This is a genomic window from Clostridium carboxidivorans P7 (assembly GCF_001038625.1).
GTDB lineage: Bacteria > Bacillota > Clostridia > Clostridiales > Clostridiaceae > Clostridium_AM > Clostridium_AM carboxidivorans.
The window spans coordinates 1,594,101-1,612,087 of sequence record NZ_CP011803.1 but is presented as its reverse complement, the minus strand read 5'-3'; the positions used below and the strand labels follow the sequence as shown (position 1 = coordinate 1,612,087).

The window sequence follows — 17,987 nt, the reverse complement described above, 5'->3', positions numbered from 1 at the left end:
AACCTTCTTCCCTTATATCATATCCTGAAAAATGTATTTACTTTATCTCTTTAAACTTAATTTTAATATTAACTATTTCAGCCTTTGTTCCTATTCTTATAGGTGGCCCCCAGGTTCCATAACCGGAAGTAACTATTAAATTGAAATTGTCTTTTTTTAAATATCCATAATCATCTTCATATATCATTTTTGTAATAAAATTATTGGGGAAAAATTGTCCTTTATGAGTATGCCCTGAAAGTTGAATGTCCACTTTTTCCTTTTCATCTTCCTGCAAATTTGTAGGTCTATGATTTAGTACTATAATTGGAAGGTCCCTATTAACATCCTTTAGTATTTTATCAAGTGGTTTAATACTTTCTTTTTCTCTGTCAACTCCTGCTGGATCATCCCTTCCAACCACATAAAAACTATTATCAATTTTTACTGCACTATCATGCAGCATCTTAACATTGCCATTTTTTAAATAATAAAGAGTTTCTGGTAAATCTTTTTCTATATATTCATGATTTCCCGTGATACCATAAACTCCATACTTTGACTTTATACTTTTGAAAGCATTTGATGCATAACTTTTCAATTTTGTAGTACTGCTTTCATCCATTATATCACCACAAAAGAAAACTATATCAGGATTCAGTGAATTGATTGAAGTTACCATTTTATCAATACCTTTTTCTTTAACACCTATTCCCATATGCACATCTGCAACCATTACTACATTAAGTGAATTGATTTTATCAGCTTTTTTATTAACAGTTAAATTGTAGTTTGTAACTACTATATGAGCAGCATTCCAAAGTCCAAAGCCTATTATCATAAATACCACTATGAAAACTGACACTCCATTTCCATACAATCTGCTTAAGTAATTTCTAACTTTTCCCCTATAACCTATTTTATTTAGTATAAGCTTGGCAATATCTACCATAGGAAACAATATAAGAAGATAGCATGTAATAGCAAGGCAAATGGCTCCTATTGCTGTAAATATTGAGGTTAATAAATTATTTGCAGATAAAAAACTTCTAAGTAAAACACTTATGATATATGAAAGTGATAAACTCCAAAATATAAACCAATATAATTTACTTCTTATTTTTTTATTTTTATATGAAAATACACCTTTACCTTTTACTCCAATATAGTAACATGACATCACATATAAAAACACAAAAAACAAAAGCAAGAGTATAGTTCCAATAGATATCAATATATGCATTTAATACTCCTCCATTTGAAAACTGTGACTTTTTATCATAGATTTCTTTCTTTATGTGCAATTTATCTCGTTATGCACTAGTGTCATATGTACATAGTACATTTTAGATATCTCATAGTCAACATCAAAAATTTAATTGTATTAATTATAAAATTTCCAATTAACTTTTCATTCTTTTCATAATATTTAGTAACAATTACTACACCTTAGTGTCACTTTATGTTAAAATCATAAAAAGACATTTAATTTAAGCTTGTAATAATTTACATATCAATAATTAGTAATATTATTTACAAAGGTAATATACAAGTTTCACCTGGCTACAATTAATTTTTTAGGAGGTACATTATTATGAATTCAATTAGTTATGAAAACTTATTACACCAGTTAAATGCAGGAAAAAGAGCTGTTATGGTTACAATAGTTAATGATAAAAATAGTGAAAGTACAACTTTGTCTAAAAAAATCCTTTTAACTGAAGAAGATTTAGAAAGCGGTAATAACAATTACAATTTCGACAGCGAATTTTATGAAAAAGTTAAATATGCTCTAGAATCTGGCAATTTACAATTTGAATCCTCTGGAAAAGAAATATATTTAATTGAACCTTATTTTCCTGAGCCTAAACTAATAATTTTAGGTGGAGGACATATTGCTAAACCTTTAGTAGAATTTGGAGCAAAAGTTGGATTTTCAGTTACTGTCATTGATGATAGACCATCCTTTGCTAACAGCAAAAGATTTCCCGATGCTGAAAATGTAATTTGCGAAAGCTTTGAAAAATGTTTTGACTTAATTAACTTAAATCCATCCACTTTTGTAGTAATTGTAACTAGAGGTCATAGACATGATATGGATTGTTTAAGACAAGTATTAAAATATGACACAGCCTATACTGGAATGATTGGCTCTAAACGTCGAGTTAATGGTGTCATGAATCAATTATTAAGTGAAGGTTACTCTAAAGAAAAGCTTGATAATGTCAATGCTCCTATTGGTCTTGATATAGGTGCAGTTACTCCTGAAGAAATAGCCACTTCTATTATAGCTCAAGTTATTAGCTATAGGAGACTTGTTGCTTCAAAAAATGGTATCAAAAAAGTTACAAAGGCTAATTGGCCAGAATTTGACCGTGATGTACTAATTGCATTAAGCCAAGAAGAAAAAGAGCCTAAAGCCATTATTACAATTATTTCTACTAAGGGTTCTGTTCCAAGAAAAGAAGGAGCAAAAATGATAGTTTATCCTCATGGTAAAATTCTTGGAAGTATTGGTGGAGGCTGCAGTGAAGGTTCAGTAATCAATACGGCTCGTTACATATTAAGAAATGGCGGCTGCAAGGTTGAAAGTATAGACATGACAGGTTATATTGCTGAAGAAGAAGGTATGGTTTGCGGCGGAATAATGGATGTATTCATTGAACCATTTTAAAAATAACCAAAAGTATGCATAAATTAGATAATAAGTATTATGAAAGCTACTCTTTTTTATTGAGCTCTTCACCATAATGTATTATAAACAATTTTTTATATTAGAATTACACTAGTTACTACACAACTTTTTAGGTGGAGGGAGCTTTAAATATATGGTGTATAAAAACTTTTGAGTAAATTTAGGAGCCCTTATGCATAAAATTTAAAAAATCTCGTAATTTGAATCAGGACGATTCAAGCCGCGAAAGTCCCAGGAAGGGACATTTGAGCGGGTAGAGATTTTTTTAATTTTAGTCATTAGCGCTCCTTAATGAACGGCTGGCTTTTATACACCATATATTTAATGCGGACTCCACCTAAAAAGTTGTGTCGCAATGTAAAATTAATTTTCTGGATAATTTAAATTTTTCTCATTTACATTTAATAAAACTTCATTTAAAAATTTGTTTGCTATATATTTTGCCATAGGAAGGTTCATATCTAAATAATTCCCACAATCTCTAGCTGCAGCACCAGGTACATCACCTTCAAAATTTGCAATGAATTTGTACATTTCTATTAATAAATCAACAATATCTTTTGATTTATAATCTCCACTTAAAATTAAATAAAAACCTGTTCTACATCCCATAGGTCCAAAATATACAGTTTTTGAACCATATACACTATGATTTCTTAAAAAAGTTGCAGCAAGATGCTCAATAGTGTGCATTTCAGCAGTATTCATAACTGGCTCAAAATTTGGTCTTGTCATTCTTATATCAAAAGTAGTAAGAGCTACTTCTCCAAATTTATCTTTTCTTGAAACATAAACACCTGGAAGTAGTTTTTCATGATTAACTGTAAAACTTGCGATTTTTTCCATTTCTATTACCTCCTATAAATCCAATCCAATCTTAACATTTATACATTTTTACGTCAAGTAAGCACCTAAGAGCAATATTACACTAGTATTTCTGTTCCATTTTCTGTAACAACTATAGTATGCTCCCATTGAGCTGAAAGAGAACCATCTTTAGTAAGTACTGTCCAATCATCATCAAGAGTAATACATTTATAATCTCCTTCATTTATCATAGGTTCTACAGTAAATACCATGCCTGGAAGTAATAATACTCCTTTTCCATCCTTAGCAAAATGGTCTACATGAGGTTCTTCATGGAATTTTAACCCTACACCATGTCCTCCTAAGTCTCTTACTACGGAATATCCTAATTTGTTACAATAATTTTCTATAGCTGTTCCTACAGCATTAAGGCTACCATAAGGTTTTACTGCATCAATACCTATATACATAGCTTTTTTTGTCTCTTCTACAAGTTTAACTGCATTTTCACTAGCTTCACCTATTATAAACATTCTGCTGGCATCAGAATAATATCCATCCAATATAGTACTTACGTCTATATTAATTATATCTCCACTTTTTAAAACTGTATTGTCTGGTATGCCATGACATATAACATCATTTATAGAAGTACAAACACTTTTGGGATATCCAAAATAATTTAATGGAGCAGCAATAGCTCCTCTTTTTGCAGTGTGCTCCCTAACCCAATCATCTATTTCATTGGTAGTTACTCCTTCTTTAATTCTCTCTGCTACAATATCCAATATTTCATTAGTAACTATCCCACTTTTTCTTACTCCCTCAATTTGTTCTGGTGTTTTTATTAAATCAAAAGAAGGAATTGTGAAACCTTCTTTTTCATATTCGAATAATCTAGCATCTTGCTCCATGTGACATTTCTTATACTTTTTACCACTTCCACACCAACATAAATCATTTCTACCTGGTTTTTTCATCAAATACATCTCCAATCAAATATTTAGCCTATTAATATAATACCAGTCTTTTCTAATAATTTAAACATAATTTTCAAAACATGGTTTTTAATTTTAGTATAATAAATAAAAAAAATTAGCAACATAAAATAACTTATGCTGCTAACTTGTCCATTTCTGTTTTAATTTATTTAACTCTTTTAGCAGTTAAATAATCTCCTCTTGTAAGAGGTGAAACTTTAACCACATCCCCAGTTTGTGGTGCATGAATATACATTCCATCACCTACATATATTCCAACATGGTGAGGATTACTTGATGTTCCAAATAAAACTAAATCTCCTGGTTGAAGCTGAGCCCTTGATACCGTACTACCATCATTTATTTGTTCATAAGTAGTTCTTCCAAGTCCAACACCAAAATGTGCATAAACATACTGAGTAAATCCTGAACAATCAAATCCTGAAGGTGAAGTTCCGCCCCAAACATAAGGAGTTCCTATAAAACTATAAGCATAATTTACTACTGCATTGCTTCCTAAAGATACAGATGCTCCTCTTGATAAGCTAGCTTTAGAAACCGCTGCTGAAGCATATAAGCCTTGTGTTTGCTGAGATTGAGCAGCTAACTTCTTAGCAGCATCCTTATCTGAATTAAGCTTGGCAATCTTTTTTTCCGTATCTGCTTTTAAACTTAGTAATTTAGTACTCTTTTCACTTAAGTTCTTCTTTTCTGTTTCCATTTTGTTCTTTTTATCATTTAAAGAAGCAATTGTTTTGTTATCAAAAGCTACAATTGTCTTTATTGCTTCCATTCTAGATAAAAAGTCTGAAAAATCTTTTGAATCCAATATCATTTCAATATATCCATCAGATCCATTTATGTATGCTGCTCGTACTCTTTTTTTCAATATGTCTTTGTGCTGAGTTATGTCATTATCATTATTTTTTATCTGTTGTTCTAATGATTTTATGTCATTTGAAGTTTTAGTTATTTCCTTATTGCTGCTATCCAACTTTACTAAAGCATTTTGTATGTCGTTATCTAGTTTTTCTATATTGACATTAACATTTCCGTCTTGTGAGGGGTCATTAGCTGCTGGTTTTGCAAAAACCGTATTTCCCAGTAAGAATACTGCGGTTAAAGTTCCCGTAATAAACTTTACTATTTTTTTCACTAATATCTCTCCTTTATACTTTTCTTAATTATTTTTACTCTTTCCCCAATTACATATTATAATAGGTTATAATATGCAAAATGAAAAACAATCTTTTTCATTATACCATAAATTTAAGAAATTTTGAAATTTATTTTTATATTTTTTAATTTTATAGTTTATTTTAAAAAATTAAATGCCTTACTTTTAATAAATTTATATGATATTTTATTATAAATAGACTATCTTACTTAATCTTAATCTTTTTAAATTCTGTAATTAAATCCATCAATTAACTAATGAAAGATGCTAGTATATTTTGTGTTATTGAATTCATATTACCAATTACAATTGTTTTATTCTTTTCAAAAAATATTTCACAAAATATACTAACTCATCTTCTAGTTGTTTTTAATGCACCTTATTCCACTGAAATTGCATTTACAGGACACTGATCTGCTGCTTCTTGTGCACTACTTTCTTGCCCAGATGGTACTGCATCTCCCATAGCTTTTGCTTTACCATCATCGTCCATTTGAAATACTTCTGGACAAACATCTGGACATAATCCACAACCTATACAAGTATCTTTATCAACATTAGCTTTCATGATATTATAGGACTCCTTTCACTTTATAATTTAAATAGTTCATAATTTATTTTCCCGATTTTTTAAATTTCAATTCATCAATATTAAAATATTATTTAATTCTTATCTTAAACTTCCACTAAAATTTTAAATTAAAGCAAAAAAATTTTTAAATTAAATCAAAAAAGGCTTGAACTTTTTTATTTACATGATATAATAGTCTAACAAACAAAGTTTATTAATAAATTTTATCAAAAAATATTTTTTATTATTAGAAACAAGTTTTTATTAGGAGGTGTAAAATCAATATGGAAATAAAATTCGAAATTCCTATAGACGTTATTGAAGAATGCTTAGTATACTTAGATTAAAATATTATACTTTAAGAAGGGATGATTTAAATGAAAAAGTCAAAGAAATGTATGGCTCAAAATTTAAGTTTCACTATTAATGTTAATGAATTAGCTTTAAATTCTAGAAAATTTGATACCAACGAAATTTCTAGAGGTACTGGCATTCAGAAAGCTAAAAAAGGTAAAGGTTCATATACCCGTAAGAATAAAAATTGGGAATATTCTTACGGGTATTAATTTTTTATTTAAACATTGCTCCTGATATAACCATTTTTTGAACTTGATTTGTACCTTCATAAATTTGAGTTATTTTAGCATCTCGCATCATTCTCTCTAATGGATAATCCTTCATATATCCATATCCACCTAAAATTTGAACTGCTTCTGTAGTAACATACATTGCTGCATCAGTAGCTGCAAGCTTTGCTCTTGCTGCTGATACTGAATATGGTATGCCATTATCCTTTTCCCAAGCTGCTTTATATACTAAATTCCTAGCCTGTTCAATTTTCATATCCATATCTGCCATCATCCATGCTAATCCTTGGAACTTATATATTTCTTTTCCAAATTGCTTTCTTACCTTTACATATTTAATTGTTTCCTCTAATGCTCCTTCTGCAATTCCAAGTCCTTGAGCTGCTACTCCTATTCTTCCACAATCTAGGGCCTTCATGGCTATTTTAAATCCTTCTCCTTCTTTTCCAACTAAATTTTCTTTTGGAACTCTACAATTTTTATATAATGTTTCTGATACTTGAGCTGCTCTTATTCCCATCTTATCTTCAAGCTTTCCAATTGAGAACCCCGGAAAATCTTTTTCCACTATAAATGCTGACATACCTTTTGAACCCTTAGTTTTATCTGTCAATGCAAATACCATAAGGGTATCAGCAATTGGTCCATTGGTTGTAAACTTTTTTTCTCCATTTAATATATAATAATCTCCATCTAAAACTGCAGTAGCTTGTCCTCCAGAAACGTCTGTACCTGCATTAGCTTCAGTTAAGCCAAATGCTCCTATTTTTTTACCACTAAGCAAATCAGGTAAATATTTTTTCTTTTGACCTTCTGAAGCAAACATATATATAGGTGATGCACAAAGTGATACATCCACAGAATAAGAAATTCCTAAAGCAGCACAAGCTTTTGATATTTCCTCTACAGCTATTACATATGCTAGATAATCGCCATCTGCTCCCCCATACTCACTAGAAAATGGTAATGCAACAAGCCCTATATCTGCCATTTTTTTAAATACTTCCATAGGATACTCACCTGTTTTATCCGCTTCTCCAGCAATGGGTTTAATTTCATTTTCCGTAAATTCTCTTACCATGTTTCTTACATTTTCCTGTTTTTTTTCTAACCTAAAATCCATATATATTCCTCCTATTAATTAAATTTTTATACAATTTTACTTTGTTTAAATTTCAAAATGCTATAATACCTTCCATAAATTATGATAACATTGTAATAAATAGAAATATATGTATTAATTGAATAGATTTTTTAAACTTTTTTACTAATCTTTATATAAATAAAAACAGTATAAAGTTTTTATATACTTATTTTAAGTACATAAAAATTTTATACTGTTAAACTTTCTTCACTTATAATATTTTTAAATTTTAGATATATAATAATTGAAACTGTATTTAAAAGTTATTAAAATTTTTTATAAGATAACCTAAGTAAAATTCAAATTTAACCTTTGTATCTGTTAAATCCTTTTTTAAAATTTCCTGTATTTTATTGATCTTGTACATCAATGTATTTCTGTGCAAATACAGCTTTTTTGACGTCTGTATATAATTTCCGTTCTTTTCTATAAACACATAAAATATATGTGTAAAATCAGTATCATTTTGAGCATCATATTGCTCAAGTATGCCTACAGTCTCATCATAGTATTCCTTTAATAAAGTTACATTTTTTATTTCACTGAGCAATTTATAAGCTCCTATATTTGAATAAAACATATTTTTGTCAATACTACCTTCTGACTTTATCACTTTTAAAGTTTTCAAAGCTTCTAAATAACTTGTCTTTATTTCAAAAAATCTAGTATATGCATTTCCAACTGCTATACTCAAATTAATATCTAAAAAGTTCTTTTTACCATTTTCTCTTATAAACTCCAAAAGCTTTTCTAAATTAATAAGCTTATCTTTTTCATTTATCATGAGAAAAACTACAGATTCATCTTCTAAAAAGCTGATAGGTTGAAATTTTGCATCCCAAATTGAACTATTCACACATCTTAAAAAACTACTTTTCATATGAAATATACTTTGTTCATCCTTAATATTTTTAGAATATAAATATTCTTGAAACCTGTCCATTGATACAATAATTATTCTAAAGGATTTAAATGAAGTATACCCTGAATCTGAAAGCCTTTTTGTAAAATCTTCATAGGTTACTTTATCAGATATTATATTCTTTAATAAATTTTCATAAGGAAGTTCTTCTAGATATGCTTTTACTATGTGATTGCAAATAACCTTAGTAACTTCTGATAAACTAATCTTCCATGGAATTTCAAAAACAGGAAAATTATTTTCATCAGATATTTTCTTTATATAGTCAGGTACCTTTGAAAAATACTTTCCAACATTTACAATTAACCCTGCTGCATCCTTTTTTATTAACCCCTTTATTAATTCAACAAATCCATCCTTATCATCAAAAATTGCTACTCCTGTAAGTATTATTACTTCATCACTTTGTGCATAACTTACTATATCAGGAGTTTCCATAATATGTACCCATTTTACCCTTCTAAAAATCCCCTTCTTCCCACTTACTAATTTCAAATCCTTTAATTCTGGCAAGTTTATTAACTGATCAAATGTAATCTCCATAATTAACTCTCCCCCATCAAAGCTATTTCAAACTTATTCAATTATATTTTAATGCTTTTAATTCCAAAAAGATATATTAATGTAATAAAATGTTTATTCGGTCAATATAAACCTATAAATATTTATATTAAAAATTAAAGGAAATTATAATAAAAATAGGGTTCAATACTGAATCAGTATCAAACCCTATTTTTATTGTTAACTGAATTATTTTTCAGGCACTTCATAAATTGCTGTAGCTTCAACTGTCATAACAGGATCTTCGTAAACATTCACAGCAGAATCCTGTCTTAACATTCTAGCATTTTCAGCTATTTTAAAAGCTCTTAACTGTACTTTTCTTTTATTTCCGCATTCTCCTATTATTCGTCCATCTACCTCTATAAAATCTCCTGCATAAGTAGGAAATGTATATCTAATTTCATCATAACCTAAGCATGTACCCTCATTGCCATCACGCATAATCATTAGGTTAGTTGCAACGTCACCCATTAATTCTACTGTATGAGAACCATTAACTAATTCCCCTGCATAATGTGCTTCACCTGAAGACATTCGAGTACGTATCATAGTTTCATAATTTTTTTCTGGTTTAACAAAAGTATCTGACATTATAACCGCCTCCTAAATTTATAATATTATTCCCATTTATTTTTTATAACACCCTCTGGTTGAATTCCTCTTTGACAATTTTTCTTAACAACTAAAGTTCCTATTGCTCTTGCTACCAAAACTGGTGGATCTAGAACGTCAACATCATTTACTTTAGCATCAGGTTTTCCATTAAGTCTAGCAGGAGTAGCTACCTTATATGTTTCAAATTCACACTTACGGGAAGAATTTCCAACTTTAATTATACGTCCATGGCACTCGATATAATCTCCTTCATAAACTGGTTTTAAAAATTCTACTTTTTCATATCCTGCAAATAGTGATTCATCACCATCTTGAAGAACACAAAGTTCAGTTCCTACATCACCATATATATCTAAATGTTTATTGGGTTTCATAACCCCACCTAAATAATGTGTACTGTCAGGATTTACCCTGTATCTAAGAATAGATTCTCTAACCATAAAAAACACCTCCAAAATGTTTTGTAGTAATATAAAAATTTAATTTCTTTATATGTTTTAATTTATAACTAATGTATCTTTCTTTCATGATTATAGTAACACCTTATCAAATGGAAATATATGTATTAAGTTAACAATCTTTTTGGGCTTTTTTACCAATAGGATTTTAAGTAAAAAAATAAACTCCCCTGCTTATAAGCAAAGGGAGTTACCTTTATAAAAATTTTTATTTAATTACTATAAAAATAGCTTAATTAAAAATGAAATATGCATTAATCATATACTTCATCAATTAATGCTATTTTCAACATTTGCTGGGCTTAATTGTTCAAGTACAACAAATTGACCTCCATTAATAGAACTTAAGTAGAAAGGTATTTTCGTATCACCAAGCTTATCTACAGAAAAACTATCCATTATTCCTCTGGGATTACTATTTTTTAAGATTTGTTCCTTTAAGCCTTTTTTCTTTCCTTCATTTCTTTTAAGGGCATCTGTAAGCATTGAAGCAGCTTCATAACCAAAAGCAGCTCCAAATGAAGGCTCATTTCCAAATCTAGTTTTATATTTATCTTGAAAATCTTTAAAAACTTGAGATTTACTATTAGGAACATAACATTGTTCAACCTTCATTCCTTCAACTGCTGTACCGCCATTAGTAATTAAAGTTGGTGTTTGTGCCCAAGATGAAGCATACAGTGGAAGTGACAAATTCATAGCTCTAATTTTTTGAGCAATCATAGCTGTATCAATATCTGATGCAATTATGAATATTCCTTGTGGTTTACTATCATTTAATTTAGATAATAATGAAGAAAAATCTGATTGACTCTTAGAAGAAAAACTGATTTCTTCATTTATGTTACCACCTAAAGATTTAAATTTATTTTCAAAAATTTCAACATAATCCTCTGAATATGCTTTATTATCTGTATCATAAATTATACACATTTGCTTTAAATTATTCTTTTTATAAATATATTCTGCAAAAGCTTTTGAACTCTCGTTAAAGGAAGGATACACATGAAAAAAATAATCATCTATTCCAGTTAATTTTGGAGTAGAAACAGTTGGTCCTATCATTATTTCTTTAGAATCATTTGCCATCTTAACACCTGCTAAAGTTTCTTCACTAGTAGCATGTCCAATAATGGCAACAGCACCTAGTTTAATTAGATCCGAATCCATTTTTTTTGCCTGCTCTGGCATTCCAAGATCATCACGTATCATCAATTGTATTTTTCTTCCGTTAATACCACCTAATGCATTAATCTTTTCAACTGCAAGCTGAACTCCATTTCTCTCTTGTACCCCAATTTCAGACTGTTTGCCTGTAAGTTGAGCATCAAAACCAATAATTATAGGTTTTTTACTTGCTGTTTTCATAAAAATAGTCCATGCTATAAAAGCAAATAAAAGTATACATATGGATGTAACCAACAATCTCCTAACAAAATTTTGTTTTCTAATACTCATTTAAGTATCCCCCTTAACTAGTTTTGTATCTTTTACACTAATTGTAATTTTTTCCATAAAAATATTATACTTCAAATTTAGGGATACTTAAACACATATTTTTTTATTTTACAAAAATATTAACTTTAATTTATGAGTTTTATAGTTGTATACCATTACAAACACCATTTTTATATTATAAAACACCCTGTAAAATACTTTATACAAGTAAATTTACAGGGTGTTTTAACCTTATGAAATGCTTTTTTTGTATTCTACAAATTCACGGACAGTTAAGAACGTTTCACTAAAGCCTAACTTTTTACAAAACTTAGTTATGTGAGGTGCTTCTAAATATGCTTTCTTAAGTTCCTCTTCTCTTGAAAAAACATCCCTTGTTGTGCCATCCATTAACATTTTCCCTTGAGCAAACACAACAACTCTTTCAAAGCATTCTGCTACAAAGTCCATATCATGAATTATGGTTATAACAAGTTTATTTTTTTCTCTCAATTTTAATATTATATTTTTAATTTTTTCTCTTCCTTCATAATCTTGCGCAATTGTTGGTTCATCAAATATTATGATATCTGTATTCATAGAAACTATTGAAGCTATACTTATAAGTTTTCTTTCAGATAAGCTTAAATCATAAGGATTGCTGTGTTCTAAATGCTCTAACCCTACCGTTTTTAAAGCATCCATGGAATTTTTATACGATTCCTCTCTGCTTTGTCCAATATTTAATGCTCCAAACATAACTTCATCTATTACTTTATTTTTAAATATTTGATCATTAGGATTTTGAAAAACCAATCCTATTTTTGATGATAAGTTAGCTACAGTTGCTTCTTTAGTATTTATACCTTCTATAAGTACGTCTCCTTCTGAAGGTTTTAAAAGACCTTTTAATAGTTTGACAAAAGTAGTTTTTCCTGCACCATTTTGACCAATTATAGCTGTACTTCTGTTATCCAGCTGTAGATTTATTCCTTTTAAAATTTCCTCTTCCTTGCTATATGAAAAATGAAGATTTTTAACTTCAATTTTTTTGTTCATTTGAATTCACCACCAAATCATAAGCTTCTTCTAAGGTTGCTGGATATAATCCAGTTTTAGGATTTATTATAGATAATTCTTTACACATTTCTGTATAGGAAGGTTCTTTAACACCATAACTTCTTAAATCTTCTCTTGAAAAAACCTTTTCTGGTGTATCAAAATCTATTAACTTTCCTTCACTTAAAAGCATGATCCTATCAGAATACTTAGCTATCTTTTCAATTTTATGCTCTACCATTATTACAGTCATGCCTTCCTTACTTAATTTATGAACTGATTTAAATACTTCTTCTGAGCCTTCAGGGTCAAGCTGTGATGTAGGTTCGTCTAAAACTATTATATCTGGCTTCATTGCTATTATACTGGCAATTGCCATTCTTTGCATCTGTCCACCTGATAGTGCAAAAGGATTTCTATCCTTAAATTTTTCTATAGATAAAAGCTTTAAAGAATAATCTATTCTCTCTTTCATTTCTTCTCTTGAAAGTCCCATATTTTCAAGTCCAAAGGCAATTTCTTCATATACAGTAAGTTTAGAGCCTGTAACTTGAGTAAAAGGATTTTGAAAAACTATACCAACCTTTAAAGATAAATCACTTATAGGAGTTTTTCTCACTTCTAGTCCATCAATTAATACTTTTCCTCCATATCCGCCAAAGAAGAAATTAGGTACTAACCCTGTCAATGCCTGACATAAAGTTGATTTTCCTGCACCATTTCTTCCTACAATACCTATAAACTCTCCTTCTTCTATTTCAAATGATACACCCTTAAGCGCCAAATCCTTTGAAAGAGGATATTTATATTTTAAATTTTCTACTACTATTTTCTTCATAAAGCTACCCTCCATACTACTGCTGCAGCTATCATCAAAATCATACATATTCTAAAAAGTCCATTAAATTTAGGGTAAATTCTCTCATTTAAAAAGCTCTTTTTTCCATTTGACGAAAATCCCCTTACTTCTAAAGCCATAGCTCTTTCTCTAGTGGCTATTAATGAATTCATAACCACAGGACCTATAAGAGGGAAAAACGCTTTTAGTCTAACTATAAGTTTTCCTTCAGTTTCCATACCTCTTGACTTTTGTGCATCCATTATAGTTCCCATAGTTGACGTCATTTGGGGGATTATTTGTAAAACGGAACTTAAAACATATCCTATTTTTGGTGATAATCCTTTTTTAACAAGCTCTTCTATTAAATCAGAAGGTTTAGTAGTCAAAATTAGTATGGCAAAAGCACAAAGTATATTGATTACTCTAAAACATATAAGAATAGCGTGAGATAAACCTTCTTTATAAAAATTCACTTTTCCTAAAGTGAATGCAACATTTTTATTTTCTTGGAAAAATAATCCTTGAATTATGACTATAGATATAAGAATAAGCAAACTAAAATTTATAAGTGGAATAACCTTTTTAAAAACTTTAGCAAAAGCTATTAATATAAAACTTACTACTATGCAAGCTAAAGCTGACATTTTATTTGGAATTATTACAGCAACAGCTATAACTGTAATTATATATAAAATTTTATTAATAGGATCTATGTTATGTACAAAACTATTTCCTTCTGTATATAAACTTAAATTTTTCATGTGACCACCTCACCTTAAAAATGACTAATCCAAGTCATAAACTTCATTATTTTGATATAAAACTGTAAGAGCCTTTGGAAGTCCCTTAAATATAGCATAACTTATTAAAACTGTAGCTATTTTATCTGGAATATCTACTGCCAGTTCATCTATAAATGAAGCTATCCAAATTGGTTGACCTTTAGCTGTTAAAATTGCATATAAAGCATCTCCCCATAAGTTACCTGTTTGTCCACCCCAAAATGCTATATTTATTGGTGTAGATACGCAAGCTGCTACTAAAGCTACAATTATTCCTGCAATTACTGCTGTAAATGCATTTTTTACAAAACCTTTGTAGCTTAAAAAACCTAAAACAAGCCCAACTGAAATAGACGTTAAAGCATATATAAATGATATAGGATCCATAGTCAATCCATAAATAACATTGTTAATAGCTCCACTTACAGCACCAACCACTGGGCCCGCCAATATACTAGCAAGCATGGTTCCTATAGCATCAAGCCATAGTGGCAATTTTAATATTCCTGCAAAAAGTTTACCTATATAATTTATACCTACTGCTGCTGGTATTAAAACTAAAGATGTAGTTGAAAGCTTTAAAGACCATCCTTTATTTTTACTCATAATATCACCTCCATTTAATTTTTATTACTATAAGCATAAATTGCTTCGAGTGCCGTCAATATTTCTTTTTTCTCTCCATCTAAGGTGCCATTTTCTCCATCAACATAACCATTTATGTCTTCTTCTAAATTGCCATCAAATTCTACAACTACATTTAAAATTGATGCAGTTTTTAATCCTCTTAATCCTCCTATGACAAATATTGCTGCACTTTCCATATCAGCACCTAAAACTCTTTTTTTACTCCAATAATTATCTATATTTTCTTCCTCATCAGTATAAAAACTGTCATGACTTCTTGTTATACCTACATGGTAAGGAAATCCTTTCTTTTGTGCACTATCAATAATATTGAATAAAAGTTCAGTATCAGGTACTGCTGGGTATTTCTCTTCAACATAAGCTCTTGAAGCTCCTTCATCCCTCACTATTCCATTAGGTATAATGAGATCTCCTATTCTTATTCCATTTTGTGTAGCTCCACAGCTTCCAATTCTTATTAAAACTTCAAGACCTATATTTTTAAGTTCTTCTACAGCTATACCAGTAGATGCCCCTCCCATACCTGTAGACATGGCAAGTATCTTTATTCCTTTATAATATCCTACTAAAGATTTATATTCACGATTAAATTCTACATCTTCTACATCTTCTAAAAATTCTGCTATTCTATCTACTCTTTTAGGATCTCCTGGAAGTATAGCATATTTTACTTCTAAATCCTTTGAACATCTTATGTGTGGTTGAATAAGTGTCATAAATAAGCCTCCATTTAAATATTCTTCTTTGTTAAATTTTTTAATTTATTCAAATCATTAATGAAAACTTGAGAATTGCTTATTTCAAGGATACCTTCTTTTCTAAATTCCATAAAAGTTCTATTTAAGCTTCTTTTTGTTACTGCCAATTGTGCAGCTAAAGTATCCTTGTCTATTTTTATATTAGTTTTAAAACTTTTACTATATTCTTCTAAAAGATAGTTGCATATTCTTTCTCTTAATGTGTACAAGGTATCTTCTGCTGATTTTTGTGAAAGAGTGTAAAATGCAAAACTCATTTGTTCTGTAATATATCTAGATATATTTTTGTCCATGTCATACCACTTTAAAAAATACTCTCTTTTTAAAGCCAAAAGCTTAATATCTGTTATTGCTTCAATGGAACAACTAAAGGGAATGTTATTGAATATTTCCAATTCACCAATGAAATTACCCTTTGTATATATTGATTGAGAATATCTTTTTCCATTATGAGACATAATGAAAATATTAGCTTCCCCTTCAATTATTATAAAAAAGTATGGATATATCTCGCCTTGCTTCAAAAACATTTTTCCTTTTTTATATTTAAATATCTCCCACTGCTTAAGTATTTCATAAGGACACGACTTTAAAATATTGTAAATAGTTTTTTCTTTTTCAATAACCTCTACTACCTTTAAAATGCTCATCTCTCGTTCTCCTTTATAATAATAATATAATTAAACCTTTACATACAGGACATATGTCCCATTTAAAATTATAGCAATAATTCTAAATAAATAAACTGATAAAAATTCAAGACAAACTTCCTAAAATATAAAATAAGCATAATATAATTATTATTTTAAAGCTTATAAATCACTCATATTAATTATCAATATGATGAATATAATTATTCAAGGAATGAATTATGATACTCTACATAGATAAATATATATAATTAATTGTAGTATAGATTATACTTATAACTTAAAAAGCTATGGAATATAATTCTAAATTATTGATTCCACAGCTTTCATTTTCATATATTAACTTATTTTAAAGTACTGAAAAATATTTTATTAAACAATTTCTACTTTATTACGCCCGCTACTTTTAGCTTTATATAATGCTTCATCAGCTTGTCTTATAATTTCATCACTTTTTAAATCTTTAACATCCTCCTTAAAGCAAGCACCTATACTTATGGTTATCTTTACTTTATCATTACCTATTTGAAACTCATTATCTTGAACATTTTTTCTTAATTTTTCACATAAGTTACATAAACCTTCTTTATCTGAATTTGTAAATATAATTCCAAATTCCTCTCCACCATACCTACCTGCAATACCAAAATTAGCTACTGATTCTGATAAAATATCAGAAAGTCCCTTTAATACTTTATCTCCAAATAAATGACCATAAACATCATTTATCTTTTTAAAATGGTCAATATCTATCATTGCAAAAGAAATACTAGAAGATTTTTTTTCATGCTTTCTAATTTCTTTTTCCAATATTTCTATTAAAAAGGTATGATTATACAATCCAGTAAGACCATCCTTAATAGCCATAGCCTTTAACTTTTCTTGATATTCATTATATCTTAAAACAGATTTAACTCTGGCAGCTAATTCCACTTCATCTATAGGTTTTTTAATATAATCAAAAGCTCCTAGCTCCAATGCCTTTTTTACATCACTACTATGAGTTCTTCCTGTTATCATAATAATAGGTATATCTTCAGTCTGAATATCTCCCTTTAACATTTTACAAATTTCAAATCCATCAATTCCTGGTAATATTATGTCTAAAAGTATTGCAGATGGTTTGATCAAATACACCATTTCTAATATAGAACTTCCATTGTCAAATGGATAAACTGTATATCCCTCAGTTTTTAAAATATCTGTCATAAGTGTCAAACTTAATTTATCATCATCAACCACTAATATTTTCGCGTTTGCCATATTATTTTCCCCTTCTATTTTTGTAATCAACATTAAGAAAATCCAGGTTT

The 17,987-nt window shown here is 29.0% G+C and carries 19 protein-coding genes; 2 read left to right on the top strand and 17 right to left on the bottom strand.

Annotation, left to right across the window (positions count from 1 at the left end; genetic code table 11):
- Positions 1-37: 37 nt before the first annotated feature.
- Positions 38-1,222 carry a metallophosphoesterase gene (locus tag Ccar_RS06970; RefSeq protein ID WP_007060678.1) on the bottom strand — a complete coding sequence of 395 codons (1,185 nt, stop codon included), beginning with the start codon at positions 1,220-1,222 and terminating at the stop codon, positions 38-40.
- Positions 1,223-1,573: 351 nt separating this feature from the next.
- Between Ccar_RS06970 and Ccar_RS06965 the strand changes: the two genes are divergently transcribed.
- Entirely contained in the window at positions 1,574-2,653 is a 1,080-nt protein-coding gene (locus Ccar_RS06965; protein WP_007060679.1) for an XdhC family protein, read from the top strand.
- A gap of 384 nt (positions 2,654-3,037) precedes the next feature.
- Here the strand turns inward: Ccar_RS06965 and Ccar_RS06960 are convergent, their stop codons facing one another.
- The 4 genes from Ccar_RS06960 to Ccar_RS06945 form a co-directional block, all read right to left on the bottom strand.
- Entirely contained in the window at positions 3,038-3,520 is a 483-nt protein-coding gene (locus tag Ccar_RS06960) for an S-ribosylhomocysteine lyase (RefSeq protein ID WP_007065193.1), read from the bottom strand.
- 77 nt (positions 3,521-3,597) lie between these two features.
- On the bottom strand, positions 3,598-4,461 hold the full coding sequence (locus tag Ccar_RS06955) for a methionyl aminopeptidase (protein ID WP_007061270.1): 864 nt from the start codon (positions 4,459-4,461) through the stop codon (positions 3,598-3,600).
- 166 nt (positions 4,462-4,627) lie between these two features.
- Positions 4,628-5,617, bottom strand: coding sequence for a C40 family peptidase (locus Ccar_RS06950; RefSeq protein ID WP_007061271.1), 990 nt, complete (start codon positions 5,615-5,617; stop codon positions 4,628-4,630).
- Positions 5,618-6,017: 400 nt separating this feature from the next.
- The gene (locus Ccar_RS06945) at positions 6,018-6,206 is read right to left on the bottom strand and encodes a ferredoxin (protein ID WP_007061272.1); all 189 of its coding nucleotides are present in this window, start codon (positions 6,204-6,206) and stop codon (positions 6,018-6,020) included.
- Positions 6,207-6,586: 380 nt separating this feature from the next.
- On the opposite strand from Ccar_RS06945, the gene Ccar_RS06940 reads away from it, so the two are divergent.
- Positions 6,587-6,775: a ribosome alternative rescue factor ArfA gene (locus tag Ccar_RS06940; RefSeq protein ID WP_007061273.1), complete on the top strand. Its 189-nt coding sequence runs from the start codon at positions 6,587-6,589 to the stop codon at positions 6,773-6,775.
- Positions 6,776-6,779: 4 nt separating this feature from the next.
- Here Ccar_RS06940 and Ccar_RS06935 read toward each other — a convergent pair whose 3' ends face one another.
- From Ccar_RS06935 to Ccar_RS06880, 12 genes are all read right to left on the bottom strand, one after another.
- Positions 6,780-7,919: an acyl-CoA dehydrogenase family protein gene (locus Ccar_RS06935; protein ID WP_007061274.1), complete on the bottom strand. Its 1,140-nt coding sequence runs from the start codon at positions 7,917-7,919 to the stop codon at positions 6,780-6,782.
- Positions 7,920-8,196: 277 nt separating this feature from the next.
- On the bottom strand, positions 8,197-9,405 hold the full coding sequence (locus Ccar_RS06930) for a PucR family transcriptional regulator (protein ID WP_007061275.1): 1,209 nt from the start codon (positions 9,403-9,405) through the stop codon (positions 8,197-8,199).
- A 207-nt stretch (positions 9,406-9,612) separates the two neighbouring features.
- Positions 9,613-10,017: a hotdog family protein gene (locus tag Ccar_RS06925; RefSeq protein WP_007061276.1), complete on the bottom strand. Its 405-nt coding sequence runs from the start codon at positions 10,015-10,017 to the stop codon at positions 9,613-9,615.
- Positions 10,018-10,043: 26 nt separating this feature from the next.
- Positions 10,044-10,481, bottom strand: coding sequence for a hotdog domain-containing protein (locus tag Ccar_RS06920; RefSeq protein ID WP_007061277.1), 438 nt, complete (start codon positions 10,479-10,481; stop codon positions 10,044-10,046).
- 288 nt (positions 10,482-10,769) lie between these two features.
- Positions 10,770-11,957, bottom strand: coding sequence for an ABC transporter substrate-binding protein (locus tag Ccar_RS06915; RefSeq protein ID WP_007061278.1), 1,188 nt, complete (start codon positions 11,955-11,957; stop codon positions 10,770-10,772).
- Between the two features lie 231 nt (positions 11,958-12,188).
- On the bottom strand, positions 12,189-12,995 hold the full coding sequence (locus Ccar_RS06910) for an energy-coupling factor ABC transporter ATP-binding protein (RefSeq protein WP_007061279.1): 807 nt from the start codon (positions 12,993-12,995) through the stop codon (positions 12,189-12,191).
- Entirely contained in the window at positions 12,979-13,833 is an 855-nt protein-coding gene (locus tag Ccar_RS06905) for an energy-coupling factor ABC transporter ATP-binding protein (protein WP_007061280.1), read from the bottom strand. The genes Ccar_RS06910 and Ccar_RS06905 overlap by 17 nt, the downstream gene beginning before the upstream one ends.
- On the bottom strand, positions 13,830-14,597 hold the full coding sequence (locus Ccar_RS06900) for an energy-coupling factor transporter transmembrane component T family protein (protein WP_007061281.1): 768 nt from the start codon (positions 14,595-14,597) through the stop codon (positions 13,830-13,832). The genes Ccar_RS06905 and Ccar_RS06900 overlap by 4 nt, the downstream gene beginning before the upstream one ends.
- A 24-nt stretch (positions 14,598-14,621) precedes the next feature.
- Complete coding sequence (locus Ccar_RS06895; RefSeq protein ID WP_007061282.1) at positions 14,622-15,224, bottom strand: membrane protein; 603 nt, start codon at positions 15,222-15,224, stop codon at positions 14,622-14,624.
- 14 nt (positions 15,225-15,238) lie between these two features.
- On the bottom strand, positions 15,239-15,982 hold the full coding sequence (locus tag Ccar_RS06890; RefSeq protein ID WP_007065189.1) for a nucleoside phosphorylase: 744 nt from the start codon (positions 15,980-15,982) through the stop codon (positions 15,239-15,241).
- Positions 15,983-15,996: 14 nt separating this feature from the next.
- The gene (locus tag Ccar_RS06885; RefSeq protein WP_007061285.1) at positions 15,997-16,674 is read right to left on the bottom strand and encodes a Crp/Fnr family transcriptional regulator; all 678 of its coding nucleotides are present in this window, start codon (positions 16,672-16,674) and stop codon (positions 15,997-15,999) included.
- Positions 16,675-17,046: 372 nt separating this feature from the next.
- The gene (locus tag Ccar_RS06880; protein ID WP_007065188.1) at positions 17,047-17,937 is read right to left on the bottom strand and encodes a GGDEF domain-containing response regulator; all 891 of its coding nucleotides are present in this window, start codon (positions 17,935-17,937) and stop codon (positions 17,047-17,049) included.
- Between the last annotated feature and the right edge of the window lie 50 nt (positions 17,938-17,987).

Coding starts and splice junctions, on each gene's coding strand:
- Ccar_RS06925 (WP_007061276.1), bottom strand. CDS start 10,017: ATGTCAGATACTTTTGTTAAACCAGAAAAAAATTATGAAACTATGATA.
- Ccar_RS06970 (WP_007060678.1), bottom strand. CDS start 1,222: ATGCATATATTGATATCTATTGGAACTATACTCTTGCTTTTGTTTTTT.
- Ccar_RS06965 (WP_007060679.1), top strand. CDS start 1,574: ATGAATTCAATTAGTTATGAAAACTTATTACACCAGTTAAATGCAGGA.
- Ccar_RS06885 (WP_007061285.1), bottom strand. CDS start 16,674: ATGAGCATTTTAAAGGTAGTAGAGGTTATTGAAAAAGAAAAAACTATT.
- Ccar_RS06905 (WP_007061280.1), bottom strand. CDS start 13,833: ATGAAGAAAATAGTAGTAGAAAATTTAAAATATAAATATCCTCTTTCA.
- Ccar_RS06915 (WP_007061278.1), bottom strand. CDS start 11,957: ATGAGTATTAGAAAACAAAATTTTGTTAGGAGATTGTTGGTTACATCC.
- Ccar_RS06940 (WP_007061273.1), top strand. CDS start 6,587: ATGAAAAAGTCAAAGAAATGTATGGCTCAAAATTTAAGTTTCACTATT.
- Ccar_RS06945 (WP_007061272.1), bottom strand. CDS start 6,206: ATGAAAGCTAATGTTGATAAAGATACTTGTATAGGTTGTGGATTATGT.
- Ccar_RS06910 (WP_007061279.1), bottom strand. CDS start 12,995: ATGAACAAAAAAATTGAAGTTAAAAATCTTCATTTTTCATATAGCAAG.
- Ccar_RS06900 (WP_007061281.1), bottom strand. CDS start 14,597: ATGAAAAATTTAAGTTTATATACAGAAGGAAATAGTTTTGTACATAAC.
- Ccar_RS06895 (WP_007061282.1), bottom strand. CDS start 15,224: ATGAGTAAAAATAAAGGATGGTCTTTAAAGCTTTCAACTACATCTTTA.
- Ccar_RS06935 (WP_007061274.1), bottom strand. CDS start 7,919: ATGGATTTTAGGTTAGAAAAAAAACAGGAAAATGTAAGAAACATGGTA.
- Ccar_RS06960 (WP_007065193.1), bottom strand. CDS start 3,520: ATGGAAAAAATCGCAAGTTTTACAGTTAATCATGAAAAACTACTTCCA.
- Ccar_RS06920 (WP_007061277.1), bottom strand. CDS start 10,481: ATGGTTAGAGAATCTATTCTTAGATACAGGGTAAATCCTGACAGTACA.
- Ccar_RS06930 (WP_007061275.1), bottom strand. CDS start 9,405: ATGGAGATTACATTTGATCAGTTAATAAACTTGCCAGAATTAAAGGAT.
- Ccar_RS06880 (WP_007065188.1), bottom strand. CDS start 17,937: ATGGCAAACGCGAAAATATTAGTGGTTGATGATGATAAATTAAGTTTG.
- Ccar_RS06955 (WP_007061270.1), bottom strand. CDS start 4,461: ATGAAAAAACCAGGTAGAAATGATTTATGTTGGTGTGGAAGTGGTAAA.
- Ccar_RS06890 (WP_007065189.1), bottom strand. CDS start 15,982: ATGACACTTATTCAACCACACATAAGATGTTCAAAGGATTTAGAAGTA.